21 protein-coding genes and 1 pseudogene are annotated in these 16,914 nt (G+C 32.8%); 12 read left to right on the forward strand and 10 right to left on the reverse strand.

Annotated elements, in window-relative coordinates; genetic code table 11:
• Nucleotides 1–435: 435 nt before the first annotated feature.
• The 3 genes from ACMT7R_RS13265 to ACMT7R_RS13275 form a co-directional block, all read right to left on the reverse strand.
• Nucleotides 436–795, reverse strand: a complete 360-nt coding sequence (locus ACMT7R_RS13265; RefSeq protein ID WP_415312428.1) for a YnfA family protein — start codon at nucleotides 793–795, stop codon at nucleotides 436–438.
• Nucleotides 773–1,150 (reverse strand): YnfA family protein, encoded by a 378-nt coding sequence (locus ACMT7R_RS13270; protein ID WP_415312429.1) that lies wholly within the window; start codon nucleotides 1,148–1,150, stop codon nucleotides 773–775. Before ACMT7R_RS13270 ends, ACMT7R_RS13265 begins: the two co-directional genes overlap by 23 nt.
• 494 nt (nucleotides 1,151–1,644) lie before the next feature.
• Nucleotides 1,645–2,187 carry a Chromate resistance protein ChrB gene (locus tag ACMT7R_RS13275; RefSeq protein ID WP_415312430.1) on the reverse strand — a complete coding sequence of 181 codons (543 nt, stop codon included), beginning with the start codon at nucleotides 2,185–2,187 and terminating at the stop codon, nucleotides 1,645–1,647.
• A gap of 194 nt (nucleotides 2,188–2,381) precedes the next feature.
• On the opposite strand from ACMT7R_RS13275, the gene ACMT7R_RS13280 reads away from it, so the two are divergent.
• The 3 genes from ACMT7R_RS13280 to ACMT7R_RS13290 are packed head-to-tail and all read left to right on the forward strand — an operon-like array spanning nucleotide 2,382 to nucleotide 4,083.
• Nucleotides 2,382–3,359 (forward strand): hypothetical protein, encoded by a 978-nt coding sequence (locus ACMT7R_RS13280; protein WP_415312431.1) that lies wholly within the window; start codon nucleotides 2,382–2,384, stop codon nucleotides 3,357–3,359.
• 19 nt (nucleotides 3,360–3,378) lie between these two features.
• Nucleotides 3,379–3,762 carry a fluoride efflux transporter FluC gene (locus tag ACMT7R_RS13285; RefSeq protein ID WP_415312432.1) on the forward strand — a complete coding sequence of 128 codons (384 nt, stop codon included), beginning with the start codon at nucleotides 3,379–3,381 and terminating at the stop codon, nucleotides 3,760–3,762.
• 42 nt (nucleotides 3,763–3,804) lie between these two features.
• Nucleotides 3,805–4,083, forward strand: coding sequence for a DUF190 domain-containing protein (locus tag ACMT7R_RS13290; protein WP_415312433.1), 279 nt, complete (start codon nucleotides 3,805–3,807; stop codon nucleotides 4,081–4,083).
• A 124-nt stretch (nucleotides 4,084–4,207) separates the two neighbouring features.
• On the opposite strand, the gene ACMT7R_RS13295 is transcribed toward ACMT7R_RS13290, so the two are convergent.
• Nucleotides 4,208–4,633, reverse strand: coding sequence for a winged helix-turn-helix transcriptional regulator (locus tag ACMT7R_RS13295; protein WP_415312434.1), 426 nt, complete (start codon nucleotides 4,631–4,633; stop codon nucleotides 4,208–4,210).
• 231 nt (nucleotides 4,634–4,864) lie between these two features.
• Here ACMT7R_RS13295 and ACMT7R_RS13300 point away from each other — a divergent pair, with 231 nt between their 5' ends.
• The 3 genes from ACMT7R_RS13300 (at nucleotide 4,865) to ACMT7R_RS13310 (ending at nucleotide 6,330) form a co-directional block, all read left to right on the forward strand.
• Nucleotides 4,865–5,494, forward strand: coding sequence for a methyltransferase domain-containing protein (locus tag ACMT7R_RS13300; RefSeq protein WP_415312435.1), 630 nt, complete (start codon nucleotides 4,865–4,867; stop codon nucleotides 5,492–5,494).
• Between the two features lie 25 nt (nucleotides 5,495–5,519).
• Nucleotides 5,520–5,909, forward strand: coding sequence for an arsenate reductase ArsC (locus ACMT7R_RS13305; RefSeq protein WP_415312436.1), 390 nt, complete (start codon nucleotides 5,520–5,522; stop codon nucleotides 5,907–5,909).
• Between the two features lie 118 nt (nucleotides 5,910–6,027).
• On the forward strand, nucleotides 6,028–6,330 hold the full coding sequence (locus ACMT7R_RS13310) for an aquaporin (RefSeq protein ID WP_415312437.1): 303 nt from the start codon (nucleotides 6,028–6,030) through the stop codon (nucleotides 6,328–6,330).
• Between the two features lie 72 nt (nucleotides 6,331–6,402).
• Here ACMT7R_RS13310 and ACMT7R_RS13315 read toward each other — a convergent pair whose 3' ends face one another.
• Nucleotides 6,403–6,615 (reverse strand): hypothetical protein, encoded by a 213-nt coding sequence (locus tag ACMT7R_RS13315; protein WP_415312438.1) that lies wholly within the window; start codon nucleotides 6,613–6,615, stop codon nucleotides 6,403–6,405.
• A 121-nt stretch (nucleotides 6,616–6,736) separates the two neighbouring features.
• Here ACMT7R_RS13315 and ACMT7R_RS13320 point away from each other — a divergent pair, with 121 nt between their 5' ends.
• Nucleotides 6,737–7,060: a hypothetical protein gene (locus tag ACMT7R_RS13320; RefSeq protein ID WP_415312439.1), complete on the forward strand. Its 324-nt coding sequence runs from the start codon at nucleotides 6,737–6,739 to the stop codon at nucleotides 7,058–7,060.
• Nucleotides 7,061–7,475: 415 nt separating this feature from the next.
• Here ACMT7R_RS13320 and ACMT7R_RS13325 read toward each other — a convergent pair whose 3' ends face one another.
• Nucleotides 7,476–7,823, reverse strand: coding sequence for a response regulator (locus ACMT7R_RS13325; protein WP_415312440.1), 348 nt, complete (start codon nucleotides 7,821–7,823; stop codon nucleotides 7,476–7,478).
• 562 nt (nucleotides 7,824–8,385) lie between these two features.
• Between ACMT7R_RS13325 and ACMT7R_RS13330 the strand changes: the two genes are divergently transcribed.
• The gene (locus ACMT7R_RS13330) at nucleotides 8,386–9,435 is read left to right on the forward strand and encodes a zinc-binding dehydrogenase (RefSeq protein WP_415312518.1); all 1,050 of its coding nucleotides are present in this window, start codon (nucleotides 8,386–8,388) and stop codon (nucleotides 9,433–9,435) included.
• Between the two features lie 259 nt (nucleotides 9,436–9,694).
• Here ACMT7R_RS13330 and ACMT7R_RS13335 read toward each other — a convergent pair.
• A pseudogene (locus ACMT7R_RS13335) lies at nucleotides 9,695–10,586 on the reverse strand (phosphomethylpyrimidine synthase ThiC); the annotation flags it as partial.
• Nucleotides 10,587–10,663: 77 nt separating this feature from the next.
• Between ACMT7R_RS13335 and ACMT7R_RS13340 the strand changes: the two are divergent.
• Nucleotides 10,664–11,827 carry a TerC/Alx family metal homeostasis membrane protein gene (locus ACMT7R_RS13340; protein WP_415312441.1) on the forward strand — a complete coding sequence of 388 codons (1,164 nt, stop codon included), beginning with the start codon at nucleotides 10,664–10,666 and terminating at the stop codon, nucleotides 11,825–11,827.
• A 740-nt stretch (nucleotides 11,828–12,567) separates the two neighbouring features.
• Nucleotides 12,568–13,074 carry a hypothetical protein gene (locus ACMT7R_RS13345; RefSeq protein ID WP_415312442.1) on the forward strand — a complete coding sequence of 169 codons (507 nt, stop codon included), beginning with the start codon at nucleotides 12,568–12,570 and terminating at the stop codon, nucleotides 13,072–13,074.
• A gap of 36 nt (nucleotides 13,075–13,110) precedes the next feature.
• On the opposite strand, the gene ACMT7R_RS13350 is transcribed toward ACMT7R_RS13345, so the two are convergent.
• Nucleotides 13,111–13,371 carry a zf-TFIIB domain-containing protein gene (locus ACMT7R_RS13350; protein WP_415312443.1) on the reverse strand — a complete coding sequence of 87 codons (261 nt, stop codon included), beginning with the start codon at nucleotides 13,369–13,371 and terminating at the stop codon, nucleotides 13,111–13,113.
• Nucleotides 13,372–13,866: 495 nt separating this feature from the next.
• Here ACMT7R_RS13350 and ACMT7R_RS13355 point away from each other — a divergent pair, with 495 nt between their 5' ends.
• Together ACMT7R_RS13355 and ACMT7R_RS13360 are read left to right on the forward strand one after the other, a co-directional pair.
• The gene (locus ACMT7R_RS13355) at nucleotides 13,867–14,292 is read left to right on the forward strand and encodes a hypothetical protein (protein ID WP_415312444.1); all 426 of its coding nucleotides are present in this window, start codon (nucleotides 13,867–13,869) and stop codon (nucleotides 14,290–14,292) included.
• 742 nt (nucleotides 14,293–15,034) lie between these two features.
• Nucleotides 15,035–15,178, forward strand: a complete 144-nt coding sequence (locus tag ACMT7R_RS13360; protein WP_415312445.1) for a hypothetical protein — start codon at nucleotides 15,035–15,037, stop codon at nucleotides 15,176–15,178.
• Nucleotides 15,179–15,768: 590 nt separating this feature from the next.
• Here ACMT7R_RS13360 and ACMT7R_RS13365 read toward each other — a convergent pair.
• Together ACMT7R_RS13365 and ACMT7R_RS13370 are read right to left on the reverse strand one after the other, a co-directional pair.
• Complete coding sequence (locus tag ACMT7R_RS13365) at nucleotides 15,769–16,227, reverse strand: hypothetical protein (protein WP_415312446.1); 459 nt, start codon at nucleotides 16,225–16,227, stop codon at nucleotides 15,769–15,771.
• Nucleotides 16,228–16,260: 33 nt separating this feature from the next.
• Entirely contained in the window at nucleotides 16,261–16,869 is a 609-nt protein-coding gene (locus tag ACMT7R_RS13370; protein WP_415312447.1) for a DDE-type integrase/transposase/recombinase, read from the reverse strand.
• Nucleotides 16,870–16,914: the final 45 nt, after the last annotated feature.

Genomic DNA, 16,914 nt, shown 5'->3' on the forward strand with positions numbered 1-16,914 from the left:
GTAAAGCCACTATCTTAATCATGTTTTTGTCCTGTGGATAGTTTTAACTAGGGCCCTTCCCAGGACAAGACTAATCGCAGTTAAGGATCATGAGCCATTGTCTTTATACAAATTAAGAACTGAGAATGCCAATTTGTATGATTTATTAAACTAATACTATGTGGAAAATTGTGTATCTCCATCCTTGGTTTGTATGTTCGTATGACGCTAATATTTCTGATAGTTAAAATATCACATACTCTAATTTTTTCAATGGAGACAGATGAATATGATTCTGGGCTACTTAACATCTCACGGATCAGATACTCCTTCAATTGATATCGTTATACAAAAATCAACGGTTGTAAAAAGCAGAATATCTCAGGTCAGTAGGATCAATTTCGTTACATAAGATTTTTAAACAGTGCAAAAAATATCTGGAATCCATGATAGTAATCATCTAGGTGTATAGAAAATTGTAGTGGCGCCAATTAGAACGATAATTCCGCCAATAATTTCATATCTGTCTGGTCTTTTTTTATCAATCATTAAACCCCAAACGATAGCCACGATTACAAATATTCCACCATAAGCTGCATAGACTCTACCGAAGTTAGAAGGTTGAAGTGTAGGAACTATTCCATAAATAAAGAGAATAACACCTCCGACTATAGCTAAAACTATTGTCTTCTTTTCTCTTAACCATTTCCAAACAAGATAGCCACCACCAATTTCTAAGAATGCAGCGAGTACAAACAATCCAAATGTCGATAGGATCAGTGTAATGCTATATTCAATTGGAGGAATCGATTCCAATTCTTTCACCTTCGTCCTTGCGTGGATAGTAAAATATGATAATAACACCAATTGTCGCAATTATAGTTCCAAGTATATCATAAGTATCTGGAACAATTCCTTCAAAGAAATAACCCCATCCAATAGCCATTATTATGAATATACCTCCGTATGCTGCATAAGTTCGGGCAAAATGTGCTTTTTGAAAAGTTGGAATTACTCCATACATAAACAAAACAAAGCCTCCTAATACTCCAAAAATCCAACTATAGCTTTCTCTTAACCACAACCAAACAAGATAGCCACCGCCTATCTCACATAAACCTGCGATAAAGAAGAAGAATAAAGAGTACAACATATATCTAATTCTAATCAATAAGCTCAGTTATCCTTAATATTTAAGAATAATATACATTTGATAATTTCTCTTATCCGTTAACGGATAGATTAGAAAGAGACTGTAAAAAATGTGTAAACTGATCATCTATATGAATGTCCTATGTCTAATTTAAAGAAAGACAACTAGTAAATTACGGGAGTGAAAAAAGAACCTTGAGATATTCTATGGAGGATAAGCTTGAAGGTCTTCGAAATGCATGGATGTTAGGTCTAGTAAACTTCTTTACCGATTTTTGTAGAGATGATTCTAGGAGTCTTTCCAACATTTATTCTCAATAATTTAGGAGCATCTAGAGCTATTTTAGACGCAATAGAAGGATCTTCAGAACTTACTAGTTATGCATTCAGGTGATATCTGGATCCCTATCAGATAAATTTAGGAAAGCAATACAAAATGTGTAAATGATCTAAATGTCTACTCATGTTATTAATTAGTATAAACGATTAACCTCCATTATTTTGATTATAAATTTAGTGGCTATTTCTACTATATGATAATTCTGCAAATTGATCCATTGCTTCTTGGCATTTTTTTAGACATTCTTTTAAGTTTGTAATTTTGGGTGATGTTTTTATCCAGTCTTTTGACATGACTTTTTCTACCCAGCGGTTTAATCCATCTAGCACCTCTTCCATTTCTTCTACTTCTTCCTGCGTAAATTTTTTGTTCTTAATGTTCAAGTTGGTCTCTTCAATGAATTCTTCACATTCTTCATAGATCTCGTCATACTGTTTGTCTCTTTCTTCTCTAAACAGTTCTAGCATCTTCTCATGTTCTTTCTCATCATCTTCTTTAGTGGAAATCTTGATTAGTTTGCCGTTGTCCTCTATGAATTTGGAAATTTCTTCTATTTTTTCCTTATTTTCCTTATTGTTTGGAAGCACACAAAATGACATTTGAGGGTAAAGCGCTCCTATTTTTTTAAACTCTCTCCATATCCTTACCCTTTGTTTTGTAGGTTCGGTAGGAACGTCATAAAAAACCATTAGCCATGACGTGGGTTTTTCAATCATTTAATCGGTATAAGAAGAAAGTACTTTTTAAGTAATAAAATTATTCTCTTGAACGTAATTACGATTTGTCCTCGTATTTTTCAAATAGATACTCATTTGTTAATAACAGAAAAGATAGATAAATACGAATAAGGCTTTATCACAAATGTAACTGCAGTTACATTTATTAAATCTTCAACTTGCTCTACCTTTGTTTGGATAATAATTGTAAGATTATTGCAATCTTGTCCGACTATGATGGCACTCTATGTCCAACATCTCATGTCGATTTACAAGACGAAAATTCAGGATTGGTTCCAGCAGAATTGGAAAATATTTTGGTTGATATTTCATCTACCATTCCAATTTGCATAATATCTAGTAAGGATTTCTATTTTTTGTTTAACAGGGTAAGAAAATTTTCTAAAATAATATCATGCATGTTAGGAATAGAAACATTGTTTTTGAAAAATGTAAGTGAGGTAAAAGATAAAGATCTGGTAGTTACGGGTATAGACAGTATAAATCCTCATACAAATTCCATTATAGATATAGAAACTGACAAATTTAGCATTTTAAGACACTTGTTGGTTGATTATGATACCTTAATGGAAAACTCTTCCACATTAAAGGAGATATCGAGCATCCTAGAAGTTCGTTACCCCTTCATAAACGTAGAAAAGAAATTTTCAACTGTATCCAAAGATGTGATAGGTGGAATAACGATTGATTGGAGAAATGATAAAAGTAAGAATTGGGTCTCTAATTCCTTAAACTATAAAAAAATTGTTAAAGAGAGTATATACAAAGCATTCAAAAAAGCCGACCTAATAAAAAAGATGTCTAATAGAAATTTGAATTATTATCTTAAGAAATTCTTTATACAAGAATATGCAACTCACCCGTTTGTCGATATTTATGGTACAAAAACCAATAAAGGGGATGCCTATGATTGTGTGGTTTCAGAGATATTTAATCTAAATAATGGCATTGGAAAAGTAATGTATCTTGGAGATTCAGAAAATGATAATCCTGCTTTTAGAAAGGCTGATATCTCAATAGGTATAAATTCTGATGACAGACTTAAACCACACCTATCATGTAAATATAACTTAAGCTATCAACAACTTCCTAACTTTTTAAGTAAACTATCTCAAAATAATTTTGAATTTAAAGAATCAATATTTTGTTAAACAAAATCAGGTTTTTAAATTGTTCAAAGAATTAATTGATATCCTATTTCTATGTATAGGAGCATTTGGAGGAGCCTTTATCAGATACAAAATCACTGCCTACCCTGAAATATATGGTATCATGGGATCAAATGTTATAATTGTTAACATAATTGGAAGTTTTATCTTGGGTGTTTTTTCAATCATCTCTGCATATTATAACTTGGATACAAAATATTCACTACTTATTGCAATTGGATTCTGTGGTTCGTTAACTACTATGTCATCCTTGGCATTGGAAAGCACTATTATGTTCGAGAATCGAGAAATCTTGAATGTATTCATAAATATATTGGCAAATGTATCATTTTCTATTTTGGCATTGGTTGGTGGCAGAATCTTATTTAGCCTGCTTTTGTTATGATGATTTATGACCTTAAAGAAAATGGTCTGCTTAACCATTCGAATGAAAAAAAATGACCTTGTTGACGGTAAAAGGATGGAAAAAAAGATCATTGATTTGTTGAGCGAATCCAAAATTCTTGGTGCGATCGTTTGGCTTGGAGTGGATGGATTTGGAAGAAGAGGTAAATCAAGTGTTCATCTAGAAGGATTGATGATAAATCAACCTATGATGATAGAGTCAGTTGATGAGAGAGAAAAAATTGAACCGCTGTTAATACCATTAAGAAGACTAGTGGGAGATAATGGCTTTATTACAATACATGAAGTTGATGTAGTCTAATCCAGTTATATAATCTAACACCTATTTCAATAGATTATCAGTAAAGAAGAAGAATAATGAACATAGGATAATTTTTAATTCTAATTCTCAATAATCTCAGATATTCATCAAATTAAAAAAATAATTATTTGTTTGACCATTTTCTCATCCATTGTAGCAAATTAATAATGGATCCAACAAGTTCTTGTCCCTTTGGAGTAAGTCTATATTCTACCCGAGGTGGAATTTCATTAAAGGATTGCCTATTTAGAATACCACTCTTTTCCAATTCCTTTAAACGTATTGTAAGGGTTTTACTGCTGAAACCTTTCATTGACTTTCTAAATGTAACATATCTAACAGGATCAGTAGAACAGCAAAGCGGGATTAATATTTCTAGAGTTCCTCTTTTAGTAATTATATTTCTTAATCGAGAAGTTTCTTTCATCAAGCTATCAATATCATAACCATAGAAGCTGCAAGGGTTATTATCATCTTCAAGTATTGGTAGCCTTGATGATTTTGATACTGTTTTACTATTTCCATTTTCTTTTGATTTCTGTGATTTCACTTACTTTATTCTTTTACTCTTACCAATTTATATAGTTTACTTGGTAAACTAAAGGTTATGAGTAAACAATCAAATATAAAAAGCAAGATACAAGAATAGTATGGAAAAATCGCATTTGCAGATGGTTCCTTGTCATGTTGCTCTTCATCTGGAGGATGTCGCAGTACTTCTGAGGAAGCAGTAGTATCACCAATAGAATCAACTAAAACGGTTTGATACGATCAAGACAATTTGAAATCGATTCCACAGTCATCTATCCTTGGTTTAGGTTGTGATAATCCATCCACCTTTGCTCATATCAAAGAAGGTGATATAGTAGTTGATTTAGGTTCAGGTGCAGGTATCGATGTCTTTATAGCCGCAAACATCGTCAAAGAGAAGGGAAAGGTCATCGGCGTTGATATAACCGATGCTATGTTAGACAAGGTAAGAAAGAACCCTGAGATTCATGGGTACCACAATGTAGAATTTAGAAAAGGTGATATCGAAGAAAAAATTCCAGTTGATGATAATTCAGTTGATATAGTTATTAGCAATTGCGTTATCAACTTGACCGAGGATAAGGTCAACACATTCAAAGAAATTCACAGAATATTAAAGCCAAATGGGGAAGGAAGATTGATAATCTCGGATGTAGTGACATCCAAAGATGTAGAAAAGTTGTCAATCAATGAGGCTAATTGGTGTGGCTGCATTGACGGAGCTTTAACAAAAGATAACTATTTGGACAGTATTAGAAAAGCAGGTTTTACCAACATCGAGATACTTGACGAAAAATTATACATGGAACTAGAAGAGGATGAAGAGGGTCAAGAAAAAAGACAAATTAGCAGTATTTCGATAAGGGCTGTTAAAGAGTAGTAGATTATAGAAAGGAGTGATACAGATGAAACTTTCATTTGGTAAACTAGAGCATGGAAGATCAAAAAAAACTGTCCTCTTTGTGTGTGTTCAAAATGCTGGGAGGAGTCAGATGGCTGAGGGTTTATTCAGAAAGTATGCTCCAAAAGACTACGACACTATTAGTGCTGGTACGGTTCCTACTTCTCAAATTAATCCAGTTGCAGTAGAAGTTATGAAGGAGGTTGGAATAGATATCAGCAAGCAAAAACCCAAAGAGTTGACAGAAGACATGATACGAAATGCAACAGCCATCGTCAATATGGGCTGTATGAATGACAAGTTCTGTCCTGCTTTATTTGTCCCAAAAGTCATAGAATGGGATATTGGACCCAAAAGACAAGCCTATAGAGAAAGTGAGAGAAATAAGAGATGAAATTGAAAAAAGAGTGTTAGAAATAATTGGTTCTACTCAAGACAGTAAAATTCCAATTTAGGACGATAGGTCTTCATTTAATCCATCGAAAATGATTTCAGTTAAATAGCAAATGATCATGTCAAAGGAATCTGCTTCTGAATCTGTAGTTGACAAACTGACTGTAGATCAAAAACGATTTCTCGCAGAACTCATAGGAACATTAGTTGTTGTAGTTTTAGCAACAGGTTCAGTAGTTGCTGATGCAAAATTAAATGGTATTTTGGGCTTACCCTTTATTGCATTTGCTCCGTTTGTTGGCGTCGCAATAGGTGTATATCTATTTGGTAAAATTTCTATGGCTCATTTCAATCCTGCTGATTCAGTTGGATTCTTAATAACTAAACACATCACGAAAAAACTATTATCTTTATATCTATAATTTTATTTATCATGGATATATACTTCAAATTCAGAACATCTTCTATTACTAAATGATACCGTTATTCATCTTCTAATACCTTACCTTTTGATCATCTTTTAATCTAGCAATACCGGATCTGTTTGCTCTTGTGCTTCGTTTTCGAAGTCTATTCCCACAGCAATAGCATCTATATTTGTCTGTGTTGAGTGCTATCTCGCAGGATGTGCATTTGGAATTTAATTCCAAGATAAAAGCAGCATTAATGTTTTTTTCTCCATAGCATAACCCCTTACAATGAACCAAACAGGCTGTCTACCTTTTGAGTATTTTATTTGCGAATATATAAAATTTAGTTCGCTTGATTGTGATTTTGGTTGATTGATTGTGATTTAAATTTATATATTGAATAATCTTGAAAAAGACGATGAGTTCCTCATACAAACTATTTGGAATATTTGCAATTCATAGTCCAGAATCATGCCCTCTGAATAATGACAAAAGCAAAGAGATCTTTAAAAAGATATACAACAAACTACAATCAAATCCTTCCAAGTATGGAGTCCAAGAAATTAACGGATTTTACATGTCTGTATTAGAACATGAGTGGATTATATTGGTGAAGGCAAACAGTGCTCACGATATAGAACAACTTTGTATAGAATCTGGAATATCTTCGTATAACACTGTGAAGATTGTTCCTCTTACTGACTATCAAGATGTCTTAAACAGGATCAACAATCAGAACTAACAATAAGACCATTACTAATACCTTCGCTTTTTTTCTTATTACTTGCTATTATCTTGACAAAATAATCAAAAACTACAAGAGTCTGGCTATTGGACTAGGATTTGTTTATTACCTACTCAAGAAGAATAAATTATCTGAAAGTGTATTAAGCAAATTGTAATTCCTTACAGTTTGTATTCTTCTTTACTATTTATATCCAGATGAACGCAAGAAATATAAAAGATGATTATGCCCGTTCCTCCTCTTTCATATAAATCATTCTTGCAATCACCTTTTGCTTGATGAATTAATTCGAAACTTCGTCTGAATATCTATCTTTGAATCCAAGCAGCAAACTACAATATATTGCAGTGGAAAAGTAGTTTGCAACATTTTTTATATGCTATATTATTTAATGTAAAGTGTTTTTGTTAGCCTACACAAAGTCAATGTTTTTTCTATTCATTGTGTTAATCCAAACCGTCAACAGCTTTTTAATATCCTCTTTAGGTGCAGATAATCTTACTGGCTTTTGCAGTATTTGATCCAGTCTTACAGATTCGTATTCTGGGAGAATTTTAATACACGAAATGTCGTACGCTGTAATCATTATGATTTTGACAATTTTGTTAATCTGTCGAATATTGGTGACCAAGATCAGACCATTCATTAAAGGCATTTTCCAATCTAAAATTATCAAGGAAAATCTATCTCCTCCATTTAATCGAAAATACTCTAGAGCTGATATCGGATCCGTAAAGTCTATTATTCTAAGACATACCATATAAAGTAAGATTTTATGATGTTGACAAAGTCTATATCCTCATTAACCAAAATTATTTTATTTTCATTCAATGATTAAAAATGATTATTCATATTCAGATTTACCTTAACTCTAACAAAATTATTCACTAATCTCAAATTTAAGAGTAAATAAGACTTTCGTTTATTACTTGAGTAATAAATTTATCACACTATTGTTATCTTTGTGGATCTCACGTAGGAGTTCTTACCTTATAATATTCACTATCATCACCGTAAAAACATATACAATTCCAACTAAACTGTAGACATATGCATAAAGCGTTTAATTATTTTCATTCGTTACCAATTCTTTTATTCTTGAATCTAACCTATACTCCCTGTCTGAATTCAATCTATTTTATTATTATTTATCACTCAGAATAAATCACAAGTCTTTGATTATGGTTTAACTGTTAGAGCTGTTTGTAGATACGGTTAAATAGTAATTTAGAATATAAATTTAATCCATTTATTTTTTAATATAATTGTGAAGATCAATTCATATTTATCCAATGTCACTTTAAATGAAAGGAGATAAAACTTTGAAGGCCGCTGTATTTAGAGAACATAATAAAGATCCCGAAAAAGTTGTCAAAATTGAAGACATAGACGTTCCAAAAATAAAGCCAAATGAGGTATTGATTAAGGTCGAAGCTACATCCTATAATTACAATGATTTGTGGGCTATTTGGGGCAGTCCAATCAAGGTTCCTATGCCACATATCTCCGGAACCGATATTTCAGGTACAGTTGAGGAAGTCGGTGAAGAGGTTACATCCGTTAGAAAAGGCGACCGAGTGGTATCTCATGGAAATTTAAGTTGCAGAATTTGTAACCTCTGTACGTCTGGCAGAGAATACGACTGTGAAAGGAGACAGGTTTGGGGATTTCAAACTGGCCCACTGTGGGGAGGGTACTGCCAATATGCCCATCTACCAGAAGTAAATATTGTAAAGATTAGCGATAACATATCATTTGAAGATGCAGCAGCTATCTCAATGGTTGGGATGACTTCTTGGCATATGCTTGTTGACAGAGCCAGAATTAAACCTGGTCAGAATATTTTGATAATGGGAGGAACAAGCGGAGTTGGTATGGTGGGAATTCAAATCGCAAAATTGTACCATTGCAGTGTCATAGCTACAGCAGGCAATAAGCAAAAAATGGATAAATGTTTAGAAATAGGAGCAGACCATGTCGTAAATCATAGGGAAGCAGACTGGTATAAAAAAGTAAGAGACATAACTAACAAAAAAGGTGTTGATATAGTATTTGAACACATAGGTAAGACTGTGTTTCCACAAGCGGTAGCATTATTAAGAATGGGTGGCACTTTAGTTTCAACGGGTGCAACTACCGGATATGATTCTGCAATAGATTTGCGTTATCTTTTTTTTAGAGGAATAAATATAGTTGGAGCGACTCAAGGAACAAGAGCGGAACTAGAAAATGTCCTATTTTGGACAGCAAATAAGAAAATCAAACCAATTATAAATGCAGTACTACCATTCCAAAATATGGTAAAAGGGCATGTAATGATGATGAATGGAGATCAAATAGGTAAAACTATTACTACGCCACAAAAACTATGAGATTCAAATTTAAACTGACCTAAAAAAACCCCGTTAAGATATATTTAGTTACAGCTTTTGATGTTTCAGGTGTAAAAAGCAGACAAGACTATGAAGAAGCTAAAGTTGATAACAAACTTCAAAAACCATTAGAACTATTTACGTTTCAAAGGTTAATCGAACAAGATTTATCTCGGTACTAAACAGTAGTTTTATATTTTAAAATATCAATTAGTGACTAAAAGATAATAACATAAAACTTTAACATATTTAATTTTTGTCACCAGCCCCTCTTATTTTCTATGTCATACTTCCTTTGTGAGGTAACATTTAGTATACACATACTCCATCGCACATTGTGCAAGGAACATTGTTACCAGTATGTTGACCAGTATTTCGATAATGAATAAATTTTGCATTTTCAGGGTCAATAGATAAGGACAGTTGTTTTTCCCAGTTTAATGTTCTCATTGTTTTAGTCATTTCTATTTTTCACTTTGTTGCCTTTTCTCTATTTTTTACTAAATCCTCTGCTGAGCAGCCATTTTATATGCAATTAACCCTTCTTTTACTTCGTTTTCATTTGGAAGTCTCAAGTGCTCTGCAGGTGTAGGATAACATAGTAAATCAACTCCCTCAGAAGCGGATATGGCAGCTCCAATTGCACTAGCAATATGATCGTATCCTGATGCTATATCAGTAACAAGAGGTCCTAAGACGTAGTATGGAATGTTACCAATTAATGACTTGGCTAAACGGATATTTACATCGACCTCGGCTAAAGGAACATGACCAAGACCTTCAACCATAAATTGCACGTCATTTTCATATGGAATCTTGGCCAACCTTGAGACATCAATCATTTCTGAAACCTGAAGTTCACCATGGGAATCTGGAATCGAACCAAGTCTTAACTCCTCACCCAGACTAAAAGTAACATCATACTTTTTTGCTAATTCACAAAGATAATCAAAGTGTTTGTAATAGGGATTCTCTTTATTGTACTTTAACATCCATGCAGCAGTAATTGTACCATCCTTTGAAACTATTCCTGCATGTCTTTTGAAATTCATTATCCTTTTTACTATTTCTAGTGTTATTTCTGAGTGGATTGTTGTGCAATCTACACCATCTTTTGCATATTTTTCAAAGGTGTTTAAGAAATCATCTTCTTACTTCTTCCAATATATAGTTTAATCCGATAAACATAGCTTGATTTATACGTCCTACAAATTATCATTATCTACATATGGTACTTCCAATCCCTTTGTTTGATTATACATTATGGATTCTTTTCAGTCTTTTTGTAGGAATCGCTTTGGCATTGGACTTGGGTCTTTTAACTAAAATTACGTCGATGATTAGATTTAGAACTAAACAATCAGAAATTATGCATAAAGAAAATAAAGAAGAACAGAAAAAAGTAAACGAGTATAAAGACGTTGATTCAAACCTCACAAATTTAGAAGCACGTGTGTCTGATCAGGTATCCCAAGATATTACCACAAAAGATATCCCTAAGACGAAAGATGATTATCAAGATGAGTCCCATAAATCAAACACCTTTAAACATGCATTACACTGGACAATTGTATGGATTTCACTTGCGATAGTTTTTGCAGGAATAATTTACTTTATGCAAGGCTATGAAAACGCTCTATTGTTTCTTACTGGTTATGCAATTGAAAAATCTCTTAGTATGGATAACATGTTTGTATTTCTGATTGTATTTTCTTCTCTAGGAATTCCCTATGCCTATCAACACAGAGTATTGATGGTTGGCATCATAAGTGCTATCGGAATGCGCATTGTTTTAATTTTAGCCGGTATATCCTTACTCGAAACATTTCATTGGATGGTATATGTGTTTGGGGGTCTGCTACTTTTTACAGCCATTAGAATGCTTGTTGAAAAGAAGGAGAAAAAAATAGAAATAGAAAAGAATATTGCAGTACGAATTCTAAAGAAATTCTTACCTATTACAACAGACCTACATGAAAATAAATTTCTAATAAAAAAAACTAAACTTGACAAGATTACTACTTTTGCTACTCCAATGCTAGTAGCTTTGATAATAATTGAAGCAACTGATTTAGTATTTGCATTAGATTCCATCCCAGCTATATTAGCAATTACCACAGATACCTTTATTGTAATAACTTCTAATCTATTTGCAATACTTGGTTTGAGAAGTTTATATTTTCTATTGGCTGGAATGATGGACAAATTCTATTATCTTAAACCAGGCTTGGCAGCAATATTGGCGTTTGTAGGCATAAAAATAATTATTTCAGACTACTTCAAAATCCCATTGCCTGTCTCAATTTCTATCATTTTTGGAATTCTTGCAGTGGTAGTAATTCTTTCTATGCTACGAAGTAAGAATATTAAAAAGGAACAGAGTATTGGGTGATGGTTATAGGGCACAAGTGATTCATTTATCTAAGAAATCTTCTATCACGAAGAATTTAATTTGGCCCATTCTTATCTATTACCAATTCTGTCCAAATACTTGTTTCATCGTAACTACTTCAATCCATTTCATTTAGCTATCGCATTTCAGACCTAAACAAATCGACAGTTGTATCCTACAACTATATTTCACCCTTAATGTTATGGTGTGTTATTATTGTCTGCTTCCGACTCTTGGACTTGCAATAACAATAGTTTGTTTAGAAACAGTTAATGGGTGCACGAACAATTTTCATAATATTGGACTGCAGGAGTAATTATGTAATGATCGGAGCTGCTGGAAGTTATATTATACAAGCCAATCAATCGTCTTTTACAACCTATTCTGATTTAACTTAGCAGGTATAGTGAAAGCTAACAAAATGAGATCGAATTTGCTGACTAATAACATTGACAACTGTGATAATAGCTAATTCATTTGGCTTTATCTTTAATTATTATTAGAATTCCAGTAAAAAGATTCTATATGAAAAACAATTATCCGTTACCCAATCTATCCTCTTTATCAAACCCTTCTGTTATATTTGCGTTATATTCTATATTGTGAGATTAAGTCATCAGACACGACGAAGTCTATTCTATAAAGTTAAAACTAAGAGATGTGGTATAGGTAATCGTAAATCGACCAATATCCATTAATTAGTATTTTATTATGGAAAAAGTACATTACTAGTAATCAAGATGTCAATAAAAAAAGAAATAAAGAATAGTCACGAACTTTTACAGCAAAAATATCCGGTTATTGCTTTATCTATGGTTTTACTACAATTTGCTTTTATTTCGAATGGAGCGTTCAATGTGTTTGCTCAACAACAACAACCACCAAATGCGGGTTCCTTGGTCAATTCAATATGCCAACTGGTTCAGGATAATGGTTTAATATCTGGACTAGTGGGACTAAATGAGGCGCTATTTATATGTAATAATTTAGATACAATTGGTTCAAATCAAGCATTAAATCAATTATGCTCTACCATTAGTGGATTAAATATTATTAATATTGATACGTTCTGTAATCAACAGCCGCAACAAACAGCCAATCAAACTCAACTTCCAAACGAAAATAGTCAAACTTCAAATAGCCAGAATGTTGCTACCGAAAACGGTCCAAGTAATATGGAAAGTCCACCTTCAGGCTCTATTATTGATAGAATATTAGGGCTATTATTTGGATTTCTTAATTTTTGATTGGCAATAAAAATTTGAATGATTTTTTATTGACAATCAGCCAAAGTCAAATAAATCGCCTAAAAAGCCTCCTTTTTTGTGTTTTCTCTTACGGTAGTAATCATCATCATCATAATCTCGACCGGAATGGTATTTTTGATAGTGATCATCATCATATCTATTTTGCATACTTGTAATTTTTTCCAGTTCACCCCTATCAAGCCAAACTCCGCGACATTTAGGACAATGATCTATTTCGACACCGTTTTTATTACTTAACATCATCTCATTCGTACAATTTGGACATCTTAAGCTCATTGTTGATAAATGTGCTTTAACCTTTATAACTTAGCTGTAGATTCTTAATCCATTACTTAAGAAAAATTCCTAGATAATTACATTAAAAATTACCAACTAAATTCTACGCAATCCATATTTATCACGATTGGTGGTTTGTATTCCGTCACCAACAAATGTATATTGTGTAATAGCTTTTCAGACAAGTTGTTACGATAGTCTTGATTAATTCAAATTTAGATAATGATTAAAAGTATAGATAGGATAATTATGCATTTCACAATTTTTGCGTCCTATAATCTTTATAATTAGTCAATCCACACTTTAAATAACCAATATAGATATCAACATATAGTAACGTATTAATATTTTACATCTCACTTTTTTAGATTCATTGATAAAAATAACGATGTGTTCTTTATTGGTTTTAGCAACACCAATACTGCAAACAACAGAATCTAAGATCATCTGATTAGTGATAGATTTAGATGTAAATACATAATCAAAGATTAGTTAATGAACAAACGAGTGGAAGGAACTTTTCGACTTTTAATGATATTGACAACATCCTTGGTCTTTATGGTTTCAGATTCTCTTGATGCTTTTGCTACGCATATATCTAAACCTATACCATATTTGGATAAGGATGAATTTTATTCTAATGAACCGATAGATGTGAATGGTTGGGTAGAGTATAACAATGAACCTGCCTCTGATGTGTTGATACAAGTATTTCTTGAGAATGACCGAGAAAAATTAACTTCAGAGAATGTTACAAGTGACTCAAATGGAAATTTTTCTGCTATTTTATCAATTCCAAATGAGGTAGAACCTGGAAATTATACTGTAATCGTCACAAGTCTTTGTCAAGAGATCCACAGTAATGTTTGTACATATCAATGGGAGGAACTTCCAATTACCATAAGCACGAGACATAATTAGGATCGGGTTTATCCGAGAGACCGTTATCAGCACTCCGTCCTACATGTCCGAACTTGAATAGGATAACGAATAAAATTAATTAAAGCCGTATTAGGGCAATCCACGCTGAAACTATACAGAAATTAATCCCAAGGATCAATAATCGAACACCTGTGGATATTCACACGATTTCCACCGAACCCGCATACCATAGGGAACTTAATCCCACAGAATTGTTGAAAGTTAGAGAAGTTTTTAAGACGAAATATTATCGAAAGAAAAGATCTTCCACATGATAATTAGAAGATGCATCATATCTTGGACAGGTTTCCAAATAGGTAGTTACACTTGTTTTTTTCAGATGATTGTTTATCCATGTTAACGGATGAGGAATGTTCATACCCGCATTTTTTGCATATAACCATCATGATTGAAAAAAAACAATCAATACTTATTTATTTAAGGATTTTGTGTAGGAATGTGTTTGAATACCGCTCATCAATTCTGATCTTTTGTAATATGTTAACTATATTACCACGAATTCAAATGGGGAGAAATTATTGACAAGCTAAAAGATAAAGATAAAGATGTAAAGGACACCGTGGTTGATAATCCAAAGTATATTGTAGAGAAAACAAATGATACTTAGACTTTACAACAACAGCGTCAACGAGTTTGAATGATAAGTAGTATGAGGAAGGTGTGACAGGCACCAATAAGGATAGAAAAAGTGATCCATTAAGAGTATTCGGATAAAGAACTAATGACTCCAGCTAGGTTAGGGGTAGAAGGTCCAACAGCTGTTAAAAGAGATCCTCATGACCAGACCATTACAAGCGAAGGTCAAACTGGAACTAACACACCAGAAGCACAAGGAGAATATCAAAAGAGAGGCATGAAAAAATAGAAAATGGTTCCTATTGAAATAGAAATATTTTCTTTTTATACTTGCGTACAACTAATTAATTATGGGTTACTATTGAATAGTTCAAATTTGATTCTGAACTTTAAGCAAATTTAGAAGTTTTTATACTGTTTATAATGTTTGTAGGTACATTATAACTACTACTAATAATGCCCTTATCTAATTATGAACTTGCTAGCCAATCATTGGCAAAAGAAATTATAATCAAAGACATGGAATTGGTAGCCAAGATATTATGAAAAAAATATAAGTGTAGATGAAATATATCAATTATTTAGACAGAGGCTGTACTTATATGATAAAGCCTCCAATATGCCTTTAAGCAGACATGACCGATTATTATTAGATACCAAGAAATCAGAGATCGGTATGGAATTAAAGTTTTTTAGATTTAAACAACATGTTGAGGAGGAGGTAAAAGAAATAATCTCTCGGTTATCTTATCTGGAATCCCAAATAGTTACCCTTAAAGGGATGTCGCATTTCAAAGAAAAACAGTCATCCAAAAGTTTTATTTAAATCCTTGTTATAGTAATCCATGTAACTGGAAATAAAAAATAAAGATAAATCAGTCAGCCTGTAGTATTATCGGTTCCTATAGTTGTTTGATTAAAAGGTACAGTAGTTTTATTTGCAATAGTTGTAACGGCTGGTCCTGTTGCTTGCACCGTAGTTTTATTTTCTATATTGGACAGATTTCCAGTTTCTGGAGTTATTGTCTGTTTCTCCAAGGGTTGAATCTGAGACTGATTCTCTATCGGTTCGGTAGATTGATTAACGGTTACAGTTGTCTGTTCTACTGGAACTGTTGTTTGATTTGCTATAATAGTTTGAGGACTATCTGTCAAAGTAGCCATTGTTTGATTTTCTGGCAGAGATGAGGATAATTGGTTTTGACTTTGATTTTGAGCAATTGCCGATCCTATGCTAGCAAATGATAACAACACTGCGAAAGATATTAAGAATACGAATGCGTTTTCATGACTAGTGTGTGGACAATATTCCTTAAATACATAGCACGAATTGATCACAATATCAGATTTAATGGGTATTAACGGCTCTGTTCAGTTAACAGGTTTTAATTCCTTATTATGATAGTCGACAAACAGGTTCAACCAGTTTTTTACATGTTTTAGGTTGCAGTTCTTTATTCTGCAGGGAAAGTAATCATCAAAATTCTCTGTCCTATCCTTTATGTATTGTATTGTTCTTTCAATCAAACTTTTTTCATAGGAGGAATGGAGATGGTGTTCTAATTTAAGGAATTGACAAGCCATGGGGTACCAAGTACCACCATCGTCTGTTGAAACTGGATGCTTTCCATAGTCTCTGATTATGTTTAACAGAAACCGTTCGGCAACAAACATGTTTCTCTCTTTAGAGATAGATAGTGCGAGAATTTCCTTACTTTTTGCATCTATTGCAACCCATAACCATGTGTATTCTGAACCTACCTTAAGCAATGTTTCATCTACAATGAATTCACATATCCGTCTTTGTTTTGTCTTGATAATCTTAGGTTGGTACTTTTGAATCCAGTTCCAGATAGTGACATGATTTCGTTTGATACAGTATGATAATCTTTCAGATGTTCTCCTAAGAGATAGCCCTGAAAAATACAAATACAAGCCCCGATAGACGTATTCTGGAGGCGTTTTATTTCTGGTAACCACATATGAAATAAGACGTCTTCAAGCTATAGGTTTTTCTTAACTGAA

Source organism: Candidatus Nitrosocosmicus sp. FF01, assembly GCF_047711275.1.
In the GTDB taxonomy this organism is placed as follows: Archaea; Thermoproteota; Nitrososphaeria; order Nitrososphaerales; family Nitrososphaeraceae; genus Nitrosocosmicus.

Bases quoted from the DNA above. Each gene is read 5' to 3' on its own strand.
- ACMT7R_RS13345 (WP_415312442.1), top strand. From the start codon at position 12,568: ATGTCAATAAAAAAAGAAATAAAGAATAGTCACGAACTTTTACAGCAA.
- ACMT7R_RS13290 (WP_415312433.1), top strand. From the start codon at position 3,805: ATGAAAAAAAATGACCTTGTTGACGGTAAAAGGATGGAAAAAAAGATC.
- ACMT7R_RS13340 (WP_415312441.1), top strand. From the start codon at position 10,664: ATGGTACTTCCAATCCCTTTGTTTGATTATACATTATGGATTCTTTTC.
- ACMT7R_RS13325 (WP_415312440.1), bottom strand. From the start codon at position 7,823: ATGGTATGTCTTAGAATAATAGACTTTACGGATCCGATATCAGCTCTA.
- ACMT7R_RS13360 (WP_415312445.1), top strand. From the start codon at position 15,035: ATGACTCCAGCTAGGTTAGGGGTAGAAGGTCCAACAGCTGTTAAAAGA.
- ACMT7R_RS13320 (WP_415312439.1), top strand. From the start codon at position 6,737: ATGAGTTCCTCATACAAACTATTTGGAATATTTGCAATTCATAGTCCA.
- ACMT7R_RS13305 (WP_415312436.1), top strand. From the start codon at position 5,520: ATGAAACTTTCATTTGGTAAACTAGAGCATGGAAGATCAAAAAAAACT.
- ACMT7R_RS13310 (WP_415312437.1), top strand. From the start codon at position 6,028: ATGTCAAAGGAATCTGCTTCTGAATCTGTAGTTGACAAACTGACTGTA.
- ACMT7R_RS13355 (WP_415312444.1), top strand. From the start codon at position 13,867: ATGAACAAACGAGTGGAAGGAACTTTTCGACTTTTAATGATATTGACA.
- ACMT7R_RS13350 (WP_415312443.1), bottom strand. From the start codon at position 13,371: ATGAGCTTAAGATGTCCAAATTGTACGAATGAGATGATGTTAAGTAAT.
- ACMT7R_RS13275 (WP_415312430.1), bottom strand. From the start codon at position 2,187: ATGATTGAAAAACCCACGTCATGGCTAATGGTTTTTTATGACGTTCCT.